Here is a 21,736-nt window from a genome sequence, read left to right on the forward strand (position 1 = left end):
ACTATTTCAAACTGGCTAAAGGGGAGTCATTATGTCTATTTATTCTCAACGAAGCAGTGAGCTCTGTTGCAGTTAACCCGTCTGCTGAGTCGGTACAAATGCCCTATTTGGGACTGGTGGCAATGTTACTATTGTTAGCTGCAATTTTTGCGCTGATCAAACTACCACACATCCCCAGCGCTGCAGTGACTGACGGTGAGATAATAGACGGCAGTGCATGGCAACAGCGCCATTTAGTCTTAGGTGCGCTGGGTATTTTTGTGTATGTCGGTGCTGAAGTAGCCATTGGTAGTTTCATAGTTAACTTTTTAGGCGAAGAGAATATTGCCGCACTAGAAGAAGCAGAGGCGGCAAAATACTTAACCTATTATTGGGGCGGGGCTATGATCGGTCGCTTCATTGGCGCCGCAGCAATGCAAAAAGTTTCTGGCGGAAAGGTACTGGCATTCAATGCCGCAACAGCCTGTGTGCTATTAGCTATTACCGTGCTAGCGTCTGGCAGCATCGCCATGTGGTCTGTGCTGCTGATTGGCTTGTGCAACTCTGTGATGTTTCCCACTATCTTTAGTTTGGCCTTAAATAGCTTAGGAAAACACACTCCTCAAGGCTCTGGCATATTATGTTTAGCCATAGTGGGTGGTGCCATTATCCCCCTTATTCAGGGTGTTTTAGCAGACACCATTGGCGTGCAACTGGCCTTTATTTTACCTCTTTTTTGTTATCTATATATTGCTTACTACGGCTTGTTAGGAAGCCGAGTAACACCTTAACTTGTTTGGAAATGACCATGAATAAACCAATAACTATAAGCGTAATTGTGAGCTTGATGTGGGCCCTCGCTGCATGTAAAAGTGAAGGTGAGCCACAAACTCCTTCTTCCAAAAACGCCGCTGACATATGGCCAAAGTTGGATATTGCGGTGAAGCAAGACCCCCAAGTGGAAGCCAAAGTTAAACAAATATTGGCGTCGATGACATTGGAGCAAAAAGTCGCGCAAATGATCCAGCCAGAAATCCGCGATATTTCAGTGGCTGATATGCGTAAATATGGCTTTGGCTCCTACCTAAACGGTGGTGGAGCTTTCCCAAATAATACTAAACATTCCAGCGTTGACGATTGGGTTAAACTGGCGGATGACATGTATTTAGCCTCCGTGGATGACAGCTTGGATGGCTCGAGCATCCCTACTATGTGGGGAACTGACGCTGTGCATGGTCACAATAACGTCATTGGCGCGACTTTATTTCCCCATAATATCGGCTTGGGCGCGGCAAATAATCCGGATTTGATTGAAAGAATAGCAAACATTACCGCTACCGAAGTAATGGCTACTGGAATTGATTGGGTTTTTGCACCTACCGTGGCTGTGGTGCGCGATGATCGGTGGGGACGTACCTATGAAGGTTACTCAGAAGATCCTGAAATCGTCAGAAACTATGCCGCATCCATTGTAAAAGGCTTACAAGGTGAGGCGAATAAAGACTTTTTGTCAGACAATCGAGTGATTAGTACGGTGAAACACTTTATTGGCGATGGTGGCACGCTCGACGGTGATGACCAAGGTGACAACATCAGTAGCGAACAGGAATTGTTTGATATCCATGCTCAAGGATATGTTGGCGGCCTATCCGCTGGTGCCCAGTCTGTGATGGCTTCATTTAATAGTTGGCATGGCGATAAAATCCACGGCAATCAGTATTTATTGACCGAAGTCCTCAAAAAACAAATGGGCTTCGATGGTTTTGTTGTTGGGGATTGGAATGGCCACGGCCAAGTTGAAAATTGTAGCAATGAAAGTTGTCCCCAGGCCGTTAATGCGGGATTGGATATTTTCATGGTACCCACAGATGCGTGGCGTCCCCTATACAAAAATACCATAGCCCAAGTGAAAGACGGCACTATTGCCATGTCGCGGATCAATGACGCAGTGACCCGTATTTTACGGGTTAAAGTGCGTGCGGGATTATTCGATAAGCCCAACCCATTACAGCGTAAATACTCTGGGAAAAACGAGTTAATCGGTCATCAAAGCCATAGAGATGTGGCACGACAAGCGGTGCGCGAGTCCTTAGTTTTATTAAAAAATAAAAATCATTTGCTACCGCTAGATCCGAAACTGTCAATTCTTGTCGCCGGTGATGCCGCAGATAGCATCGGCAAACAATCTGGTGGCTGGTCGGTTACCTGGCAAGGCACCAACAATAGCAATGCAGATTTCCCTGGGGGAAGTTCAATATTTGCTGGGTTAAGTAAGCAGATCAATGCTGCTGGTGGGCAGGTAGAGCTAAATGTGAACGGTGATTTTACTAATAAGCCCGACGTTGCCATTGTGGTGTTTGGTGAAGAACCCTACGCAGAAGGGCATGGCGACAGAGCCAGCTTGGATTACCAGCAAGGAGACAAACGAGATCTCGCCCTATTGAAGAAACTGAAAGCACAAGGGATCCCCGTGGTTGCCATTTTCATATCGGGACGACCAATGTGGGTCAACGCCGAACTCAATGCTTCAGACGCATTCGTTGCTGCTTGGCTACCAGGCTCCGAAGGTGGTGGTATCGCCGAAGTAATACTGGCAAATCCGGATGGTTCCATTCAGCACGATTTCAAAGGTAAGCTATCTTTTTCCTGGCCCAAGTCTGCTCAGCAAACCACTGTAAACTATGGTGATCTAGACTACGCGCCGCTATTACCCTATAGATTTGGATTAACCTACCAGGATGAAAATCTGTTAGCTGATAATTTATCTGAGCAAGTCGAACTGAATTTACAGCAAACCCAGCGCAGACTGTTATATACAGGCACCATGCACAAACCATGGGAAATGCATTTGTTTTCTGGTGAGCAAGAGATTGCTGTCGATACTAACTCTCATCAATTAAACGGATTGACTTTTCGTACTGTAGATAGACTTGTTCAGGAAGATTCATTTTCAATGAAACTCGACGGCAAGCAATTATCCGGCGTGAAAATAGTCAGTGAAAGCCATTTCAAGGAAGACCTCAACAGGGATTTACTGGCCGGCAGCACATTATCAATGTTAATCAAAGTGAGCAGTAAACCCTCCGGTAATGTCTACATTGCCATGAACTGTGAAAGTTTTGGTGACGACGCAGGCAGTTGCAGTGCAAAATTGGATATCACCACATTCATTAATGCCCTACCCATAAACCAGTGGCAAAGCTTGAACCTTGACTTGCAATGTTTTGCAGATATGGGCATCAAGTTCCAAAGCCTAGTGTCGCCGTTCTCATTAGAGTCTGCGGGATCAATGGAGGTGTCACTTTCTCAGATAGGATTCATTCCTAAAACCGCCGATAACGCTACCGTAAGTTGTGATTAATCCAGCAAATAGCTAGTTGCAATTATTGCTGGCAAACTTGTTCTAAGAGCATGGCACTCTCTTAGGACAAGTTTACTGCTAGTAGAACCAATCCTTTTATTTGCCAACCTTTGCCTTACTGATCCCTTTGCGTTCATCTTTATAGTAAAAACATTGCAGGACCTAACCCTACATTAGACAAGCTAACTCCCACAAATTTATTGGATCTGCTGAAAGATTGCGTTAGCATTTATCACGCAGTAAATAAGCTGGTGTGCTGGCCAATAACTGCATTGAATATTGTGCAGCAACCTACTGAGGAATCTAATTGTTTACGGCTAAGTTAGAGATCAAATTTGTAGTTACAATCTATGAGTAACGTTGTATTTAATTTGAATGACATCACCCTAGTGATGACCATTGTTCTGTCGATTTTGTTTTCCTTAATGCTAATATCCAGTCACCGTATGAACGATATTAGTGCCTACTTACTCGCGGCATTTTTAATTTCCCACGCCTTTATTGCCTTTCACGAGTTGACCTTCTATGGAGAGCAATTTCGTTTTGAAGTATTGGAGTTTACGCCAAACCTACTCTTTGTGGGCAGTCTCGCCTATTGCTTAGATGCAGTATTACTTTATTTTTATATTAAATCGTCAGTGTTTAGTGACTTCAAGTTATCCAAAAAGCAATTAGTGCACCTTTATAATTACTTATAATATGTTGCCTGATTTATCTGTAACAAAGTTAAAAAACCTCAAAAGTATAGTGAAAAAGCCCAATGAAAAATCGTTGGTAGAAAAAGCTCTGAAAGCTAAGGAAGAATAAGGATAAGTAATGGATCAACAAACTAAAGCTCAAATTGATGAGTATCACCTAATGATTGAAGAGGTGTTAGGGGGGATGGATATTATGTTATCGGGTATAAATAAAAGAGTTTCTATTCTTGAAAATAAAATAGATACAATAATAGATAACGTAAATAATGCCTCCAAAGTTGCTGAATTGCAGGTACAAGTCGCTCAGATAAAAGACGAACTTTCAAGTGGTTTAAATTTGGCCTTTCGTAAAATAAATGAAAAATGAATTTAAAGTTACTTCGAGATAAATATAGTGTTTCGTCACAGGAAGATCCCCTGTTTGCGTTTAGAGATGCATTTAAGCGCGCGATAGTATGTAAAAAACAATCATTAATCGATATGCTAGTTGTTGCTGCTAATTTAAGCCCCCAAACTTTTTGGAATGATGATGTTCTGGATCCCCTCGTATTAAAAGCACTCAACGATACAAACCCTAATTTTAACCCAAATTTGTTATCAAATTACTCCGACGAGCAGATGATGGGTATTCTCAATTCTGCAAAAGGAAAGTATTTCGAGTATTTAGTTGAAGATAAATTAAATACAGGAGAAATCGTAGGAGATGTATCCTTACCTGAGGGGTATAGTGCAGAGGTTGCTTCAAGTATTACGCAACCAGGTTGGGATCTACAAATTTTAGATAAAAGTGGTAATGTTTCTGATTATTTACAGCTAAAAGCTACAAATAGTATTTCTTATATACACGATACTCTAGAACGTTATCCTGACATTGCTGTACTGGGAACATCTGAAATTGCGATTGAATCTGGTGGATTGGTACTCGACTCAAATATCAATGAGAAAGCATTGACAGAACAGTTGTCTAATGTAATTGGTGATATAGATCCTGGTATCACCACCGATTTTTTAGAAGCGTTTAATCCATTATTACCATTGGTTTTCATTCTTTCGACCGAAGGGTATCGGGTTTTTGTGGGTAAGGTTAGTACTGAAAGTATTTATGATAGTGCTAAATACAGAATAGAAAGAGCTTTTATTGCCAGTGGTGTGGGGGCTATTGTATATACATTAGGAGGAGGCTGGTTAAGTTTAGCTTCAACCTTTGTTGCTGGCAGTGTTTATGATAGTTTCATTGAAAGTTCACTTACAAATTATAACTTTGATAAAACAACTGCTCGACTTAAATGCTATCGAAGTTACCAAAAACAGCAAATTTTAGATAACGGATAGTTAAATATGGGATTCTTTTCAAGTGTATTTGGTGCAGTTTTAACAGTTGCCGCAACAATTGTAAATGTAGCAGTTAAAGCCACAAGCGAAATAATAGGTGCAGCAGCTGAATTTTTAGATGATTTCAATAGGAAAAAAGATAGAGATAAATTACCGAAAGCAGAAGAAGCAAAATATAAAGCAGATGACGAATTAAAAAACATTAATGATGAGTTGCTTGCCATTTTAGATAAGTATCAAAGTAATGGTCGAATTTCTTTGCCTGAAAAACGTAGAGCTGAATATTTACGTGAAAGGCGGAATGAACTGAAGGGAACAATCAAAAGCTCTGATGAAATTATCAGTACAACAGAAATAGTTTCGGATTCAGATGCATTTAAAAAAATATCAATTGGTGATCAAGAAGCCCACATAATACAGGGGCAAGTAGGGGTGTCTTCTTTCGGTAAAAGCTGTCCTCTATGCAGCAGAGACATGCAGATTTAATGGCCTAGAACAGTTAAAACTGCAACTGTTAAGGACTTTTTTTGGGGGTGCACAGGTTGGTTCTTTTTTAATACTAACGGTCAGCGCCATTGTCAGCATACTGAAAAAATGAGTTCAGGCGATCTAAGTATTTTTACAAGAAGTGATAACCCAGAGGCATTGGTTAGTAATGAAGAATTGACAACATTAGTTACACTGCCAGAACCATCAAAAATAATAACAGAAAGAATGGATGATATTATTTCAGATCAAAAAATGCAAAGGAGGGGAACGAATGATTATCGCTGTCCTGTCCATGGTGAACTACTTGTTTTAAGAAGAAAGAAAAATGCAACAGGGCTGTTAGATCAATACTTTTTAGGCTGTACACATTGGAAGCAAAACGACACAGGCTGTTCTTATATTGTAAAATTAAAGTCAGTAATGCAATTATCGAACTTACTAAAAAAAGAGTCGGGGATTGGTGTTTTATAGCAATTTAAAGTAACCAATAAATATCTAATACGTTCAGGGGGATTACAGTGATTCGTTGCGCATATATGCCCTCTACGGAAACTAAAATAGCATTTTCGGAATTAAACGTTCATCGTATAGGAAGGCTTTGCTATGCGCTTAAGTGTGTGATTCATAGACACCCTCTCACTATACTTGAATGTTATGAACAATAAAATTCAACAAAAATTGGTCTGGATAAAGCAGCTTGAATCTACAGGTGATGCAGGGTTTGTTTGCCGCAAATTTGGAATCACTAGACCAACTATTCGTATATGGTGGCGACGGTTTCATGAGCTAGGCAAGGATGGTTTAGTAAGCCAAAGTAAACGTCCTCATTCGTCCCCAAACCTTAAAACCACAGAAAAAGTTTAGAGACTGATTTTAGAGTTATGCGAAACAAGAAATCTTGGCGGTAGAAGGCTTCAAAGCGAATTATTCGGACTTCAAAATACATCGTTAAGTCTCACGACAATTCATAAAGTTTTAAGAAAGCATCAATTTAAACCCGTTCAAAACTCAGACGAAAATTAGATTACATTCGATATGAGCGGCCTTCGCCTAGCGATACAGTACAAATGGATAGGTGTAAAATAGAGCCTAGGCTTTATCAATACACTTCAATTGACGACTGCACTAGATATTATAGAGTTCTAAGTCTCAACAAGCCTCGTACAGCTGCCAATACGTTAGGCTTCATTGACTCTGTTATTGACGAAATGCCGTTTCCAACCCAAATATTTCAAACGGATCGTGGTAGGGAGTTTTTGCTGAAAAGGTTCAGAAAAAATGGTGTCTTTAGGTAATAAATTCGGACCTAACAAACCAGCTTCACCTCATTTAAATGGCAGCACTACTACAATGGGAACCTCCCCATAGCGCTCACAAGGGCAAAGCGCTGATGGAAAAGTATTTCATGATCTCAAATGAAACACCTTTTTCAGATCAAGTTTTATATAACTACGAGATCAAAAATGAAAGCATTCAAAATGCCAATTACAAACTAGATCTAGAAATCGCAAGATTTAAACGATCTCTATGAATCACCCCAACTATTTACTCCAAACTGTAAACACAGTCTACGTTCTCTTTTTCAAAAAGTTGAAGTCTATTTCTAACTAAATCGATTTCATCTTTGCCTACTAAACTGAAACTCGTGTTATCAGTTAGTTCACCAGTTGTAGCCTTTTCTGTAAAACCGTGACTGGATTTTATTGCGGCACATTCCGAAAAAAGGTACCTATCATGGATAACTGAAAATTTACTTCTTACAACTACTACTTTGAACGTAATATTCACAGTAATTTCTTTGCTAATTTTTTTTAAGACGTTTTGAAAGTCGGGGTTATTGATTGAAGTGAATATCGTGATTTGTTTGACTCCCAATTTTTGTGACTGAGTTATCAAAGATTTAACAAAATCATTATTTGGAATAGGTATATATGGATCAACAAGAAAAATAGATTTACTAAAATTAAGAATTGGTACCAGTTGTTTTAGATATTCGTTTGCATCTCTGCGCACTAGTTTCGATGGTGGTACGACCCAATTTTCATTATCGTTAAAAGTGCCGTTGGACCAGAAGTGTTGTTCTAATCTTTCGGATATAATTAAATCAAACGGAGCAAAAGCGTGCTGTACCTTATGCCAATCTAGCCACTTTTGAACCTGTTCTTTTCCAACCAATTGTCGACTATCGTTAAGCAAAATAACATTTTGAGTTTTATCTTTTTGAAGTTTGTTTAAAAAATGTTTAATTGACTTTTTTTTAACCTCACCTAGTTGGGAGTTTTTGACAATTTGAAAAGTTTCTTGTATCCAATTTCGTTTAGAAACAGATAAAAATCGTCCTTTTTCTGGACCAAAACTATTTTGAAGCAAAATGTAGTATGAAAAGTCATTAAAGCAATCAGGGTCTAAAGTAACTTCCTTGTACATTAAAACAACTCCTCATCACGTTCGTCAAAAAAGCCTCCGGGCCATTTTGAACTTAGATCCCCGTCACGAGTTATCCTCATAACGTCAATTTCAACATGTCCATCTTTTTTGTACATACAATTAATTTTCACGTGACTAGGCTGAATTCTACGTTCGAAGATAACTTTTCCCTCATCTGATTCTCGAATTCTGCGAAGAAACCTAAGTACAAGGTGCTCACTATGCGTTTCGAGTAAAAGTTGTCTGTCACATTGTGCGAAACTAAATACTTTGTCTAAAATATCATCGGGTATTTGGCAATGATGAATAAGATATTTGTATCGTGAATGATCACGCGCTTCCCTAAAGGTATGTTGAAAAAAGGGCTTCATTACAAGCTCTTTACTTTCTAGTTCCTCTGGCGGTCGAGACAACCGGAACTCGTCTATAGACTTTCTATCAAAAGGGGACGCTTTTAAAAGAGCTGATTTGATTATTAAGTCTGCTAAAGATAGTTGGAGCTTTGGATGAATATGGAGTTCAGGTTGTTCAACCATAACAAATAGTTTGCTTTCACTAAGGTTTGATTTTGTTTTAGATAAGCAAGCGACTATAATTGGCATCACTTGGCTTATCCCTACCCCCATAGAAGTTAAAGGAATTTCTACTTTTGCTGTATCAATCAAACGTAAATGAGAAACATCATCAAACTTCTTAATAATTATTGAGTGATCTAGTCCCATTACGTTTTTTAAATTTAGATTAACTCTTTCTAACGTTTCTTCGCATTGAAAGAGGTTATCCCACGCGCTTTTACCCGAATACCAACCTTGTTTAGAAATCAAACTAGATGGTTCGAAATACAAGCCTGGTATTGTTCGAATCGGACCAATGTGAATCAATTTCTTTAGTGATTGTTTAATTTTTCTTATCGGTTCTAAAACGATTATTTGAAGAAACATTGCTACGTCACTAGCCTGTTTCGCTTTATCACTTATATCCTCATCCTCATCAAGTTTGCATGCAAACTCAAATAACCAAGGGCTTTGCCCAAAATCGAACAGATCTAAGGCATCGAAGCAATCTAACTTGATATTCTCTTCGTTAATGCCAAACTCTATAAGGCGTTGAGATAAAGATTTCGCCGAATCGAAGCTTCGAATCTCCTCAAGTCTTGCCTGCACATGGAAATCGTCGAAGTAAAAAGAATCATCTGCGATTGAAAAAAGTTTGTGATTAAAATTAAAATCGCTTAAATAAGGTAGACCTTGCTTAGGAACCTTAATATTAGTGATTTTTTCACCATTTATTGCTAACACAAACTGACAAATGACGACTCTTTTTTGTATCGCATCAAATTTAAGAGTGAAATCTATTTGCAGATGTCCAATTGGATCTGAATTTGAACCGACAAAAGGACCACCATAAATTCCCATATCCAATAATCTATTCTGTAAAGCTTGGCCTCTAAAAAAATCGTTATAAGGAAGGGAGAATTGAGCGGCACCAACTAAATCAATCTTAAAGCGCATCTCTTTTGAAAGATCATGCTCATGAATGAGTCCTTTAAAACCAGCAACATTAACGTTATCACACGTCGTTAGATGAGAGGGGTCAAGGTTCTTATGAATGAATATTTCGAATAAATATCCCAACGCATGTAATACTGTTGATTTTCCAATTCCATTTGCTCCAAACAACATAGTTATAGGGGCAAAATCTATTTTCTTTGGGATGGATCCGACACTTTTAAAATTGCTTATCTCAATACTACTTATAAACATTTATACCCTTATTAATATGTTCGCTTTTCAAAAGACTCAACTAACTTTCCATTTTAAAAACGTGTTAAACCAACCTTTTGTAACTCATCTACTAGAAAGGTGTCAATATTACATACCCCTCGATGCTCCGCATTTAAATGAATCATAGACAATTTCCGCATAATCTAATTTTAAATATCCTTTTACTGCTGAGGTGGGATATAAACAAAGGTATATCTATTTCAGCGTCACCAATACTTATGATGTTACAAAATTGGCTAAATAAGCTAGTAATTGAAGGGGGATGAGATAGGATTAAGCGAGTCTGTTCAACAAGTAATGTCAGATCTAGTCGGGAATAATGCAGGCTACCAACTAGTGTTTTTTTATTTTTTGTCGCGGGGAGCAACGGTCAAAATTGTAACAAATGGCGCACCCAGCGAGATTGCTCAGCACATCCCTGGCTTCGTCGCTTCGCGACCAGCTAAAGCTGTCCTAATTTGTTCCAGACAAATTAGTCGAACAAAGAGTTCAAATCTGCAAAGTGCTAATAGTGGTTTGAAAAGAACTAATTAGTAATATGGTGACTTTAAGTCGTCAGATAGCCATGCTCACTTTGCGCTAATGTCATCTCAGGAATATGTGCTCACTGCGTTCGGTAATTCGCTTCGATAAATTAGCACATAAATGGCGCCCCCGGCGAGATTGCTCCGCACATCCTTGTGCTTCGTCGCTTCGCGACCAGCTAAAGCTGTCCTAATTTGTTCCAGACAAATTAGTCGAACAATGAGTTCAAATCTGCAGGGTGCTAATAGGGGGTTGGAAAGAACTAAATAATAATATGGTGACTTTTAAGTCGTCAGACAGCGAAGCTCACCTTGCGCTAATGTCATCTCAGGAATATGTGCTCACTGCGTTCGGTAATTCGCTTCGATAAATTAGCACGTATATGGCGCACCCGGCGAGATTGCTCCGCACATCCCTGTGCTTCGTCGCTTCGCGACCAGCTACAGCTGACCTAATTTGTTCCAGACAAATTAGTCGAACAATGAGTTCAAATCTGCAGAGTGCTAATGCAAGGTCGTTTTGAACAATTAAAAATTTTTACTACGGGGTATTAAAGAGTTTTCACATAAATGGCGCACCCGGCGAGATTCGAACTCACGACCTCTGCCTCCGGAGAGAACCCCGTCGAAAAGGGCTTAATTGGTCTACCCCGGTGAAAAGCGTCTACACCGCATGTATAAAGGGATTGAGAGTTTGATGGTCACAAGCCGATTTACGACGATTAACACCTTTGGTCACGGTCACGTCACGGATTGGCCAAAAAACATTGGTTAAAATTAACCAATATAGACCCCTGCGAAAACAGATCTTGTACTTAAATTGGAAATAGTCTGAACTCAATTTTACATTTTTGTATACAGAGTTTAATTAAAAACTCATGCTCACTTCCGCCTATCGGCTAAGTGCCATTTTAATCACTTAATTTTATGGAAACTAATGACTGCTGAGTATGTATTTCAGACCTTCAGGCTTCTCACATTTAAGCTACGCATCTACTAAGATCATACGCAGTATATCTTGATTATTCATTAATCATTCGGAATTGAAGGCTCTGCTGTACCATCCAGTGAAGCTTGAACAAGTGCCCCCAAGAATTTCGTGAAAGGCTCTATGTTTTGGTTTGTGCTCGCCTCTTCAAGTGCAGCCATGTAATCATTACGCTGTTCCAGTGGCACAATCGTCCAAGGATAGCCGCCACTCCCGGCGCAAACATTTCGCGATAGCATACGCGATGATCGTTATCGACGACTTCTCCTGCATTATGCCCATCGAGTATTCGATCTATGCTCTTGCGCACGGCTTGATAAGCCTGCCAATAACCTCGGGCGGCCAAAGCATTTAGCCGCTCTTTATCATCGGCGTTTTGTGCTGGATTCCAGTTTCCAGTGCGAACGCGGGTAATCAACTCAGGCGTGACGCGATAACCTTCAATAGAAAGCGAGTGATAGGCATCCGTTACAGACACCATCGTCAATCAGAAGAGTTCCATCATTAAGGAAAACGTCAATAATTCTGCTTCCAACTGCTTGCGATGTGTCCCAACTCGTGAGAAATCCAGATATTTAAGCCATATAGCTTGCCCGCCAGACTTAATCGACCCTATTAGGTCGCAATAATTATGGATTGTTGCTGAACTAACGAGTGGCATTCTTATTTCTCATACTAAAGGCGAGTTTTTGTCATTTGTGGATTTTACGAATTGAAAGTACAGTTTTTGCACATCTAATTGTTATAGAGTTGTAAAAAATGTTGCAACATAAAAAGAGAGAATATGATGCATAAAAAAAGTCGATATATAAATAAAATAAGCAAAACATCATTTGCAGTAGCTTCAGCACTGGGGTTGCTCATGAGTCCATTTGTTAGCGCTCAAACAGAAACAAGCAGTGAAGGCGCAAATAAAGAAAGAGACGTTGAAGTGATAATGGTTACTTCGCGTAAGCGTGGTAACGAATCAATTCAAGATATTGGGGGCAGCATTCAAGCTGTTACTGGCGAAAAATTAGCCTCTAACGCAGCATTAGGCTTTGATGATTATATGCGCTCTGTTCCTGGACTAAGTGCTAATAATTCGGGGAGTGGTCAAACACAAATTACTATGCGTGGTGCAGCATCAACTCGCTTAAATCATGCAAACCCTAATGTTCCAGCCACAGCAAGTATTTATTTTGATGAAACGAATGTAACAACATCGGGATTTAATCCTGATGGTAGCTTAATAGATGTTTCCCGTGTTGAAGTTTTGCGAGGCCCGCAAGGCACTTTATTTGGTGCCAGCTCAATGACTGGAGCAATTCGTGTTATTTTTAATGAGCCCGAATTAGATGAAACTATTGTTAAGGGACGCTTTTCAACTTACGCCACGAAAGGCGGTAGTTTAAGTACAAATGGTGATTTAACATTAAATTTGCCCATTACCGACAACTTTGCTGTGAGAGCAAGTGGATATAGCGCTTATAAAGGTGGTTATATCGACAATGTTTATCCCGCAGCAGGCATTGATGAAGATTTTAACGACGATAGTATTCAGGGTGTGAGATTAAAAGCTTTATGGGAAGTCAACGATAGCTTAATAATACGTAGTTCGCTGTCATTTCAAGAAACCCATTCTAACGGTAGACCTGATGAACAGCAAATTGATGACCCAAATGCTGGTATAGGTTTGCAGTCAGTAGACCGAGGCTTGAATAATCGCAGTATTTTGTTGCCAGGCGAGAGTATCGAGCAATTTAATGTTAAAGAAGAATTACAAGTATCTAAAATTGTTGCTGAAACGTTTGATGATAAATACATGCTGGCCACATTTCAGTTTGAACAAGAATTCGAAAATCTAAACTTAACAGGTATTACATCATATTTTGATCGTGAGTTTGAGAACACATTAGATGACACATATCGCTCACGTGATTGGATTAATGTTGGTAATGAAAGTTGGTTTGGTATTGGTGAATCGCTAATTAATTTAGGTAGTGATCCTACTGACCCTAATTCAGCCGTACCAGTAGCAGCATCACCATTTAATAATGATACAAAGCAAGAACGTCTATCACAAGAACTTCGTTTATCGTCTGATTTTGACGGTAATTTTAATTTTATTGCAGGCGTCTACTATGAAGACGATAGTAGAGCGTTTGAGCAAAACATTATACTGCCTGGGTTAGATGCTTGGGTAAGTGAAATTGCAGGCCCTGGATTTTTTGGTTCAGATGATCCCTTTATTTATGGTCAAACATTGGCAGATAATTGGTTTGAAGGACGTTATACGTTTGACACTAAACAAATTTCAATTTTCGGTGAAGCCTCATTCGATTTTGGAGATTTAGAACTAATCTTAGGTGGGCGTTATTACGATTACACACAAGATGCTGATATTTTATTTGCAGGTTATATTGAATTTGCTGTTGGTGGCGATCGACTCGTTGACACTATCGATGAATCTGGGTTTAGCCCGAAAGTTGAATTAGTTTATAAAGCAACAGATGACATCACTATGTACGGTAGTATATCTGAAGGATTTCGTTTAGGGAGTGTTCAACAGTTCATTAGCCCGGGATGTGAAGGTGATCTTCGCGGTATAGGTGCTTTAGGTGCCAATCAAACTGTAGACGATATTCCAACAACAATAGATAGTGACACATTGATCAATTATGAAGTAGGTTTTAAGTCTACATTCAATAACGGTAGTACACGTGTCAATGTTGCTGCTTATCAAATTGATTGGAGTGACGCGCGCTCACAAGTATTTCTTGGCTGTGGTTGGATTTTAGAAGGAAACTTTTTTGATATTGAAAGTAAAGGCCTTGAGCTAAATGCAGACTCAAGTTTAACTGATGATCTTAGTGTTTCATTGAATGTTGGTTGGAATAATGCCGAAATTTCATCTGTTAAAGCCGGTGCTGAGTCATTAGGTTCAGCTGGAGATCCAACGCCAATGGCACCTGAATGGAATATTAGCGTAGGGTTTGATTATTACATTGATAATGTATTTAATGATTACTCGGGATTTATTCGTGGTGATACTTCTTATACCAGTGAACAATATTCAAGTTTGGGTTCAGGTCTTGAGGCTGCAACTCTAGGTCAAGTTTCACGTATTGAAATACCCAGCAGTACGGTAATTAACTTATTTACAGGCATTAGCCAAGACAACTGGGAGCTTAGCTTGTTTATACGTAACTTAACTGATGAAAGAATTATTACAGGTGTAGACGTTGATAAACGAAGCCCAGCGGTATTTTCTCGCGCCAGACCACGTAATATGGGGGTATCAGTAAAGTTTGAGTTTTAATTAGTTGATAGTAATGTAGTGAATAAATACTACATATAATAGTTAAACGAATTAGACCCTAATTATTTAGGGTCTTTTTTGTTTGCCGCTTAACTACATGAATAACTTCGGCTGAGAACGCGCTATTTCTTGTTTTAACCATTGCCTGAAAATAGAGATGTTGGCATGCTCGGCATGACCAATACGATTGACCAACCAATAAGATTGTGTGCCCATCAATTCAGTTTCCATTAACTGTACAAGGTAGCCTTCAGATAATTCATGAGTGATCATGTTTTTATCTGCCATTGTTACCCCTAAATTAAACATCGCGGATCTCACCGCAAGGTTTAGCGTATCAAACTCAATGCTTTGAGTATTGGCTACGCTATCTATGTTGGCTGCCATTAACCAATGCTTCCAAGTTTGAAAACGTTTTTTATCTTTTAATACGTATAAAATGGTGGTGTTGTCTAAACTGTTTTTTAAGTTCGGTTGTGATACGAGTAATGTGGGAGAACAAACGGGGATATGGCATTCTTGTAATAGCATGTCAGACTCAACATCATCCCATTGGCCATCGCCAAAGCGAATAGCACAATGCTGTTCGTCGCTGGTCGATAAAGTATCGCAACTTTGTGTAGTAATGGTTAAATCTAGTTCGGGATATTGTTGCTTTAATTTACTCAAGCGTGGAATAAGCCATCGATGAGCAAAGGTTGGAGGAGCATTAATTATTAGTTTATTTAACGTTTGTTGTTCTTTAATTCCACGTAAAACAAAATCAATTTGATCGAATGACTGACATAAAACAGGTAATAATTGTCGACCTGCTTCGGTTAATATTAACTGCTGATGCTTACGCTCTAATAATTGTTTTCCTAACAAATCTTCTAATAATTTTACTTGTCTACTCACTGCACTTTGAGTGACATTTAACAGTATACCTGCTTGTGTAAAGCTTCCTGTTTGACCTGCCGCTTCAAATGCTTTTAAAGAATTAAGAGGGGGTAATTTACGCTTCATAGAAAATATTTAACATTTTTGGAACATATCTACACCATGCCTTTTTTGAATGCGTAGTGCAAATTTTTACAGGTTTATAGCTAATATTTAACATTTAATTAAGAAATTGTTTTTCTATTATGACTTTTTCTCACACTTAATGTGATTTTAAATCATTTGTCGGCGTTAATTCAATCCACTAATCTAACAATATGACAACTTTCAACCGGATAGTTTTTAATATCATGAGTTCTTTAGATTTCACACAGTGGCAGCAACGGGCGTCCGAAGTAAAACTTCCAAATCAAGCATTTATTAACGGTCAACATTGTCCATCTATAAATGGAGAAACATTTACGCGTATTAATCCTGCTACTGGTAAAAAACTTGTTGATATTGCAAGTTGTAATATTGATGACGTCAATGTTGCAGTTGAAGCAGCAAGAGCTAGCTTTGAAAGTGGTATTTGGTCGAGTCAAACACCAGTGCAACGCAAAGCCATCATGTTGAAATGGTCTGCGTTAATTAAAGATAATTTACAAGAAATAGCGTTATTAGAAACATTAGATACTGGCAAACCTATTGCTGAAACTATGCGAGTAGATGTACCTGCCTGTGTTGATTCTATTGCATGGTATGCAGAGGCTATTGATAAAATTTATGACCAAGTCGCCCCTAACGGTGAAAATGCTCTCGTGACTATAAGCCGAGAAGCTATCGGTGTGGTTGGAGTGGTTGTTCCATGGAATTACCCACTTATTATCGCGTCGTGGAAATTAGGTCCCGCCATTGCAGCAGGTAACTCTGTTGTAATCAAACCAGCAGAGCAATCTACTATGGGGATGTTAAAAATTGCTGAGTTAGCTTTTGAAGCAGGGTTACCCGCAGGTGTACTAAATGTTGTTACTGGATTGGGACACACTGCGGGAAGAGCAATAGGCTTACACAATGATATTGATGCAGTCGCATTTACAGGATCAACAGAAGTCGGCAAATTATTTTTAAAATATTCAGCTGAATCAAATATGAAACTTGTAGGTTTAGAATGTGGTGGTAAAAGCCCTCATATTGTCACTAAAAACTGTAAAGATTTAGACCAAGCTGCCATGTATGTTGCCTATGGAATTTGGTATAACCAAGGCGAAACTTGCAATGCTGGCTCTCGACTAATTGTCGACAGAGAAATTAAAGCTGAATTACTGAAGAAAGTCATCGAATGGTCGCTTAAGTTGCAGCCTGGTGACCCTCTAGATCCCATTACTGCTATGGGGCCTTTGATTAGCCAGCAACATATGGAAATGGTCTTAGGATATGTGAATAAAGGCGTGAGTGAAGGCGCAAACCTGTTAATTGGTGGTCATGTCGCCCGCCAAGCAAGTGGAGGTTTTTATGTACCGCCAACCATTTTAGACAATGTGACAAATAATATGGTTGTTGCCCAAGAAGAAATTTTTGGTCCCGTTTTGGTGGTTATTGATTGTGATGGATTAGATGATGCAATTGCAATTGCCAATGATAGCCAATATGGATTAGCGGCAGCCGTATGGACTGACAACCTCAGTGAAGGTCACCAAGCAGCCAAGAAATTACGCGCGGGTACAGTATGGGTTAACTGCTTTGACTTAACGTCTATTAACGCACCATTTGGTGGTTATAAGCAATCAGGTATGGGGCGTGATAAATCACTACATGCTTTTGATAAGTATACTGAACTTAAAACCACTTGGATCGACTTGAGTTAAACTTATGACAACAATAAACGTAGCAAAAGTACCTCCTGTAATCTTGGGTGATGGTGTGTTATCACTACTACCAGCACAAATAGCACAATGGCCAGTTAAAAGTGTATTACTTGTTTCAGATGAAGGCCTTGCGTCAACAGGTTTAGTGGACAACATTCGTTTAATGATCCAAGAAAATATACCTGTAGAAGTATTTTTAGCACCTGCCGGTGAGCCTCATGTAAATACTGTTGATGAAGGTGCCAATAAAATAAGATTAATGAATTCTCCTATGGTCGTTGGAATAGGAGGCGGAACTGCACTTGATATTGCGAAATTAATTGCAGGACTAGCCGTTTCAGATAAACCTATTAAACACTATTTATTGTGTGCAAACTCGTGGCAAGGAAGTGTACCTAAAATAATGATCCCAACCACTTCTGGCACCGGTGCTGAAGTTACACGAACATGCGTTTTGTCTGACGAGAATAAAAATAAATCTTGGGCTTGGGGTGATGATCTATCTCCAGAACTCGTTATGCTCGACCCTCAAGCGAGTAAATCATTACCCGTTATAATTACGGCAGCGACAGGGTTAGATGCTTTAGTTCATGCTATTGAGGCAGCTACCAGCCAATCTAATAATGTGATCAGCTCAGCGAATGCATTGCAGGCTATAAAACTGGTTAATAAAAACTTAAAAGATTGTGTTGATGCTCCTCTTAACTTAACCGCCAGACTCAACATGCAACAAGCTGCTTATTTGGCAGGTGTCGCAATTGATAACTGCGGCACAGGTATAGCGCATAATATAGGTCATGCATTGGGAACCTTGTATCACCTTCCACATGGTATCGCGGTTACCGTTGGTTTAATGGCAAGTTTACCTTGGAGTTTAGCCACTCAAAGTAATTCATACCAAGATGTAGCAGATAGTTTAAATTGTACAACCGATGCGTTACCGAATGTGCTACAAAACCTACTCACTGATGTCAGTTTTACTCGATGCCTAGAGCGTTACCAAAATATTGAGATAGACACACAAAAGCTAAGCCTTTGTATGCAAAGTACCGAAAATATTCCGATGGCGAATAACAATAGCCGAATACCCGATGAGAATGATTGGTTGGCGTTAGCGCAAGAAACGAAAAAAGTGTTTAACACCTTATATTCTTCGTAAATATGATCCTTCTATTTTACATATAGAACCCGATAAATCATAAGTCAATAATTACCAAAGAGAGCTCTGTGAAAGAGTTATAAATATGAAAATTACTAACATAGAAATTAGTCACCATCAATTAGATTTAGAGCCACCATTTCCTGCGTCTTGGGATACTCAGCCACGGCGTAAATTCCCAGCCACCATAGTGCGTGTATATGACGACGAAGGTAATATGGGCGTAGGATCGGGTGATGTAATGTATGGTTTTGACGATTATGTTCATTTGTTTATTGGTGAAAACCCACTCGACTTAGTTAGACATAATGCTGTTTTAGATAATGTAAGTTTTCACGCTGGACGTCCTTGGCCTCTTGATGTGGCTTTATGGGATCTTGCAGGCAAAATAAAACAGCAGCCTACATGGAAAATGATGGGCGGGCACGACAACAAAATATTAGCCTACGCTTCAAGTGGCGTGCATCGTACTCCTGAAGAAATGGCTGGCATGGCACTAAAGCTTGTTGAAAAAGGTTATCCCGCATTAAAAATACGTTTTGGTAGAACAAGCTTAAACGATGATTTTGAAATACTCTCAGCAGTTAGAAAAGCCGTTGGCGACAAGTTGACCTTGATGGTGGATTGTAATCAAGGTTGGCGTATGCCTTGGGATATTCAAAAACCATGGCAACTTGAAAAAGCCTATGAAGTCTCTCAAGAATTAGAAAAATACGATGTTTACTGGATGGAAGAACCTCTGTTTAGAGGCGATTACAAGGGCATGTCTGCATTGCATGAACGAGTTAAGTTAAAATTAGCTGGCGGAGAAATGACCCGTGAAAGTTATGAATTTCATACACTAATAGAGCGAGAATGTTTAGATATTATTCAACCTGATGTGGTGTGTAGTATAGGAATGGAAGGTTTACGACAATTAGGTCTTTATGCAAAAGAACGCGGCGTAATATTTACACCACATACCTGGGGTAATGGTATTGGTTTAATTGCTAATTGTCATTTAACAGCAGGCAGTGTGGGCGCACCCTTTATTGAATTTCCACTCGACCCACCAGAATGGAGCATTGAACGTCGTGATTTTATGCTAAAAAAACCTGTTGATGTTGACGCTGATGGTTGGATTCATTTATCAGATGCGCCAGGCTTAGGTATTGAACTAGATGAAGAAACACTCGAGGTTACTAAAAGCCAACAAGCAACCTATCAATAAGATCAGTCGTTCTAACTTACAAAGCTTGGATGACAAATAATAGACTAAAAGTGGGAAGTGATGACGACAAATCAAACCGCACCAATGTTCAAGGAAAATAGAGAAAAGCGCTTTGCTTTCAATGTTAAGTATGGGGTGTTTTGGCCTCCATTTTTATTACTGTTGGTTGCTGTCATTTTTAGCTTTGTCAATTTAGAAGAGTATATGCGCATAGCTTCGCAAATGAATGACTGGATACTGTCTACATTTTCGTGGCTATTTAGCTTATCCAGTTTCTGCTTATTAATTTCACTGATAGCGGCGTATTTTTCACCTTTAGGTAAAATACGGTTAGGTGGTGCAGCAGCAAAACCTTTACTAACAAAATGGCAATGGTTTTCAATTACATTATGTACAACTGTTGCTACAGGGATTTTGTTTTGGGGGACAGCAGAGCCAATGTTTCACCTTTATCAACCGCCAGAATCATTAGGTATCGTTCCGCAAAGCACTGAAGCGATACAATTTACTATGGCAACAATGTTTATGCATTGGTCAATCACCCCTTATGCCATATATTGTTTGCCTGCGCTAGTTTTTGCCCTAGCTTACTATAATTTTCAACTGCCTTTCTCGATTGGTACCGCATTAAGCCCTATTTTTGGTCGCTGGGTACAAGGTAGTAAAGGCCAAGTTATAGATGCCATCGCTTTATTTGCATTGGTTGCAGGTATGGCTTCGTCTTTAGGGACAGGGGTTTTAGTGCTAAGTGGCGGGGTAGAGTCAGTTTTTGGATTACCTAATGATAAAACTGTGATGGCGATAATCGCGATTGCTATTGTGATTACCTTTATTGCCTCAGCTGTGAGTGGTTTGCAAAAAGGGATTGCTCGGTTATCAAACATTAATGCTCAGGTGTTTATTCTTTGTTGCGCTTTTGTATTTATGTTTGGGCCGACACAATATATTTTATCGATTGGTTTGGACGGTATCATTGATTATTTCAGTCACTTTTTTGCACGCAGTTTCAATACTTACACCGGACCGGAAGACAATTGGCCAAAGCTTTGGACCGTATTCTATTGGGCTAATTGGTATGCTTGGGCACCTATTACCGCTTTATTTTTAGGGCGTATCGCAAAAGGTTACACAGTACGTCAGTTTATTATCGTTAACGCAGTTTTACCCGCTACTGCTGCAATTGTTTGGATGGCTACTTTTGCTGGAACGGCTATGCATTTGGACAATATAACGCAAGGTAGCTTGCATCAGGTTATGCAAGAAAAAGGTGTTGAGGCTGTTATTTTTACTTTATTTGATAACTTACCTTTAGCTGCAATGACAACCGCCATTTTCATTGCGATTACTTTTATCTCATATGTGACAGCTGCAGATTCTAATACAGACGCAATGAGTAATTTATGTGCGGCTGAGCCAAGTGAAACTGAGTTAAATTCAAAAGAAAATAACCGTAATATTGAAAACCAATCAGCCAAATCTAAAATGTTACTCAAGTTTGTTTGGGGTATTTCTATTGGCGTTATTGCTTGGGTTATGGTGAGTTTTGCTAGTATTGATGGCATAAAAATGATGTCTAATCTTGGAGGGTTACCAGCCATGTTTATTATCATAGGTACGAATATTGTTTTATTTAAGCTTATTTATCATGCGTATAAAGGTAAAACTTTTGAGCCAGTGAAAATAAATAATTAGTTATATTAGGTTGAGATAAGCAATGCCTATATTTTACACACTCTTCAATATATGACCTGTAGGTAG

Annotated in this window: 15 protein-coding genes and 2 pseudogenes; 13 read left to right on the forward strand and 4 right to left on the reverse strand. The window is 39.2% G+C overall.

The features are described from left to right. Positions 1 to 35: 35 nt before the first annotated feature. The 8 genes and pseudogenes from gluP to AB6T38_RS09350 all read left to right on the forward strand — a co-directional run. A pseudogene (gene gluP / locus AB6T38_RS09315) lies at positions 36 to 770 on the forward strand (glucose/galactose MFS transporter); the annotation flags it as partial. Positions 771 to 787: 17 nt separating this feature from the next. After that, on the forward strand, positions 788 to 3,340 hold the full coding sequence (locus tag AB6T38_RS09320; protein ID WP_372547059.1) for an exo 1,3/1,4-beta-D-glucan glucohydrolase: 2,553 nt from the start codon (positions 788 to 790) through the stop codon (positions 3,338 to 3,340). Between the two features lie 350 nt (positions 3,341 to 3,690). Next, positions 3,691 to 4,038, forward strand: a complete 348-nt coding sequence (locus AB6T38_RS09325) for a hypothetical protein (protein WP_372547060.1) — start codon at positions 3,691 to 3,693, stop codon at positions 4,036 to 4,038. A gap of 118 nt (positions 4,039 to 4,156) precedes the next feature. Further along, on the forward strand, positions 4,157 to 4,405 hold the full coding sequence (locus AB6T38_RS09330) for a hypothetical protein (protein WP_372547061.1): 249 nt from the start codon (positions 4,157 to 4,159) through the stop codon (positions 4,403 to 4,405). Beyond that, positions 4,402 to 5,370, forward strand: coding sequence for a hypothetical protein (locus AB6T38_RS09335; RefSeq protein ID WP_372547062.1), 969 nt, complete (start codon positions 4,402 to 4,404; stop codon positions 5,368 to 5,370). Before AB6T38_RS09330 ends, AB6T38_RS09335 begins: the two co-directional genes overlap by 4 nt. Before the next feature lie 6 nt (positions 5,371 to 5,376). After that, positions 5,377 to 5,856, forward strand: a complete 480-nt coding sequence (locus tag AB6T38_RS09340; protein ID WP_372547063.1) for a hypothetical protein — start codon at positions 5,377 to 5,379, stop codon at positions 5,854 to 5,856. A gap of 108 nt (positions 5,857 to 5,964) precedes the next feature. After that, positions 5,965 to 6,330, forward strand: coding sequence for a hypothetical protein (locus tag AB6T38_RS09345; RefSeq protein WP_372547064.1), 366 nt, complete (start codon positions 5,965 to 5,967; stop codon positions 6,328 to 6,330). Positions 6,331 to 6,513: 183 nt separating this feature from the next. Next, positions 6,514 to 7,390, forward strand: a pseudogene (locus AB6T38_RS09350) (helix-turn-helix domain-containing protein). 14 nt (positions 7,391 to 7,404) lie between these two features. Here the strand turns inward: AB6T38_RS09350 and AB6T38_RS09355 are convergent. From AB6T38_RS09355 to AB6T38_RS09365, 3 genes are all read right to left on the reverse strand, one after another. Then, entirely contained in the window at positions 7,405 to 8,286 is an 882-nt protein-coding gene (locus AB6T38_RS09355; protein WP_372547065.1) for a hypothetical protein, read from the reverse strand. Further along, a complete protein-coding gene (locus AB6T38_RS09360) occupies positions 8,286 to 10,049 on the reverse strand; it encodes a DUF3696 domain-containing protein (protein WP_372547066.1) in 1,764 nt (587 codons plus the stop codon). The genes AB6T38_RS09355 and AB6T38_RS09360 overlap by 1 nt, the downstream gene beginning before the upstream one ends. A 1,654-nt stretch (positions 10,050 to 11,703) precedes the next feature. After that, complete coding sequence (locus tag AB6T38_RS09365; RefSeq protein ID WP_372547067.1) at positions 11,704 to 12,063, reverse strand: hypothetical protein; 360 nt, start codon at positions 12,061 to 12,063, stop codon at positions 11,704 to 11,706. 303 nt (positions 12,064 to 12,366) lie between these two features. On the opposite strand from AB6T38_RS09365, the gene AB6T38_RS09370 reads away from it, so the two are divergent. Further along, positions 12,367 to 14,883 carry a TonB-dependent receptor gene (locus AB6T38_RS09370; protein WP_372547068.1) on the forward strand — a complete coding sequence of 839 codons (2,517 nt, stop codon included), beginning with the start codon at positions 12,367 to 12,369 and terminating at the stop codon, positions 14,881 to 14,883. 93 nt (positions 14,884 to 14,976) lie between these two features. On the opposite strand, the gene AB6T38_RS09375 is transcribed toward AB6T38_RS09370, so the two are convergent. Further along, positions 14,977 to 15,888 carry a LysR substrate-binding domain-containing protein gene (locus AB6T38_RS09375; RefSeq protein WP_372547069.1) on the reverse strand — a complete coding sequence of 304 codons (912 nt, stop codon included), beginning with the start codon at positions 15,886 to 15,888 and terminating at the stop codon, positions 14,977 to 14,979. A gap of 224 nt (positions 15,889 to 16,112) precedes the next feature. Between AB6T38_RS09375 and AB6T38_RS09380 the strand changes: the two genes are divergently transcribed. The 4 genes from AB6T38_RS09380 to AB6T38_RS09395 all read left to right on the forward strand — a co-directional run bounded on the left by AB6T38_RS09380 (position 16,113) and on the right by AB6T38_RS09395 (position 21,670). Continuing rightward, positions 16,113 to 17,609, forward strand: a complete 1,497-nt coding sequence (locus AB6T38_RS09380) for an aldehyde dehydrogenase (RefSeq protein WP_372547070.1) — start codon at positions 16,113 to 16,115, stop codon at positions 17,607 to 17,609. 4 nt (positions 17,610 to 17,613) lie between these two features. After that, positions 17,614 to 18,768 (forward strand): iron-containing alcohol dehydrogenase, encoded by a 1,155-nt coding sequence (locus AB6T38_RS09385; RefSeq protein WP_372547071.1) that lies wholly within the window; start codon positions 17,614 to 17,616, stop codon positions 18,766 to 18,768. 85 nt (positions 18,769 to 18,853) lie between these two features. Continuing rightward, positions 18,854 to 19,978, forward strand: a complete 1,125-nt coding sequence (locus AB6T38_RS09390; protein WP_372547072.1) for a mandelate racemase/muconate lactonizing enzyme family protein — start codon at positions 18,854 to 18,856, stop codon at positions 19,976 to 19,978. 60 nt (positions 19,979 to 20,038) lie between these two features. Beyond that, positions 20,039 to 21,670, forward strand: coding sequence for a BCCT family transporter (locus AB6T38_RS09395; RefSeq protein WP_372547073.1), 1,632 nt, complete (start codon positions 20,039 to 20,041; stop codon positions 21,668 to 21,670). Positions 21,671 to 21,736 lie beyond the last annotated feature (66 nt).

The organism is Aliiglaciecola sp. SL4, from assembly GCF_041538045.1.
Taxonomy (GTDB): domain Bacteria; phylum Pseudomonadota; class Gammaproteobacteria; order Enterobacterales; family Alteromonadaceae; genus Aliiglaciecola.

What these genes read in the sequence shown, in the direction of transcription:
- AB6T38_RS09390 (WP_372547072.1), top strand. Translation starts at nt 18,854, where the DNA reads ATGAAAATTACTAACATAGAAATTAGTCACCATCAATTAGATTTAGAG.
- AB6T38_RS09330 (WP_372547061.1), top strand. Translation starts at nt 4,157, where the DNA reads ATGGATCAACAAACTAAAGCTCAAATTGATGAGTATCACCTAATGATT.
- AB6T38_RS09370 (WP_372547068.1), top strand. Translation starts at nt 12,367, where the DNA reads ATGATGCATAAAAAAAGTCGATATATAAATAAAATAAGCAAAACATCA.
- AB6T38_RS09395 (WP_372547073.1), top strand. Translation starts at nt 20,039, where the DNA reads ATGACGACAAATCAAACCGCACCAATGTTCAAGGAAAATAGAGAAAAG.
- AB6T38_RS09375 (WP_372547069.1), bottom strand. Translation starts at nt 15,888, where the DNA reads ATGAAGCGTAAATTACCCCCTCTTAATTCTTTAAAAGCATTTGAAGCG.
- AB6T38_RS09325 (WP_372547060.1), top strand. Translation starts at nt 3,691, where the DNA reads ATGAGTAACGTTGTATTTAATTTGAATGACATCACCCTAGTGATGACC.
- AB6T38_RS09355 (WP_372547065.1), bottom strand. Translation starts at nt 8,286, where the DNA reads ATGTACAAGGAAGTTACTTTAGACCCTGATTGCTTTAATGACTTTTCA.
- AB6T38_RS09385 (WP_372547071.1), top strand. Translation starts at nt 17,614, where the DNA reads ATGACAACAATAAACGTAGCAAAAGTACCTCCTGTAATCTTGGGTGAT.
- AB6T38_RS09360 (WP_372547066.1), bottom strand. Translation starts at nt 10,049, where the DNA reads ATGTTTATAAGTAGTATTGAGATAAGCAATTTTAAAAGTGTCGGATCC.
- AB6T38_RS09335 (WP_372547062.1), top strand. Translation starts at nt 4,402, where the DNA reads ATGAATTTAAAGTTACTTCGAGATAAATATAGTGTTTCGTCACAGGAA.
- AB6T38_RS09345 (WP_372547064.1), top strand. Translation starts at nt 5,965, where the DNA reads ATGAGTTCAGGCGATCTAAGTATTTTTACAAGAAGTGATAACCCAGAG.
- AB6T38_RS09365 (WP_372547067.1), bottom strand. Translation starts at nt 12,063, where the DNA reads ATGGTGTCTGTAACGGATGCCTATCACTCGCTTTCTATTGAAGGTTAT.
- AB6T38_RS09380 (WP_372547070.1), top strand. Translation starts at nt 16,113, where the DNA reads ATGAGTTCTTTAGATTTCACACAGTGGCAGCAACGGGCGTCCGAAGTA.
- AB6T38_RS09320 (WP_372547059.1), top strand. Translation starts at nt 788, where the DNA reads ATGAATAAACCAATAACTATAAGCGTAATTGTGAGCTTGATGTGGGCC.
- AB6T38_RS09340 (WP_372547063.1), top strand. Translation starts at nt 5,377, where the DNA reads ATGGGATTCTTTTCAAGTGTATTTGGTGCAGTTTTAACAGTTGCCGCA.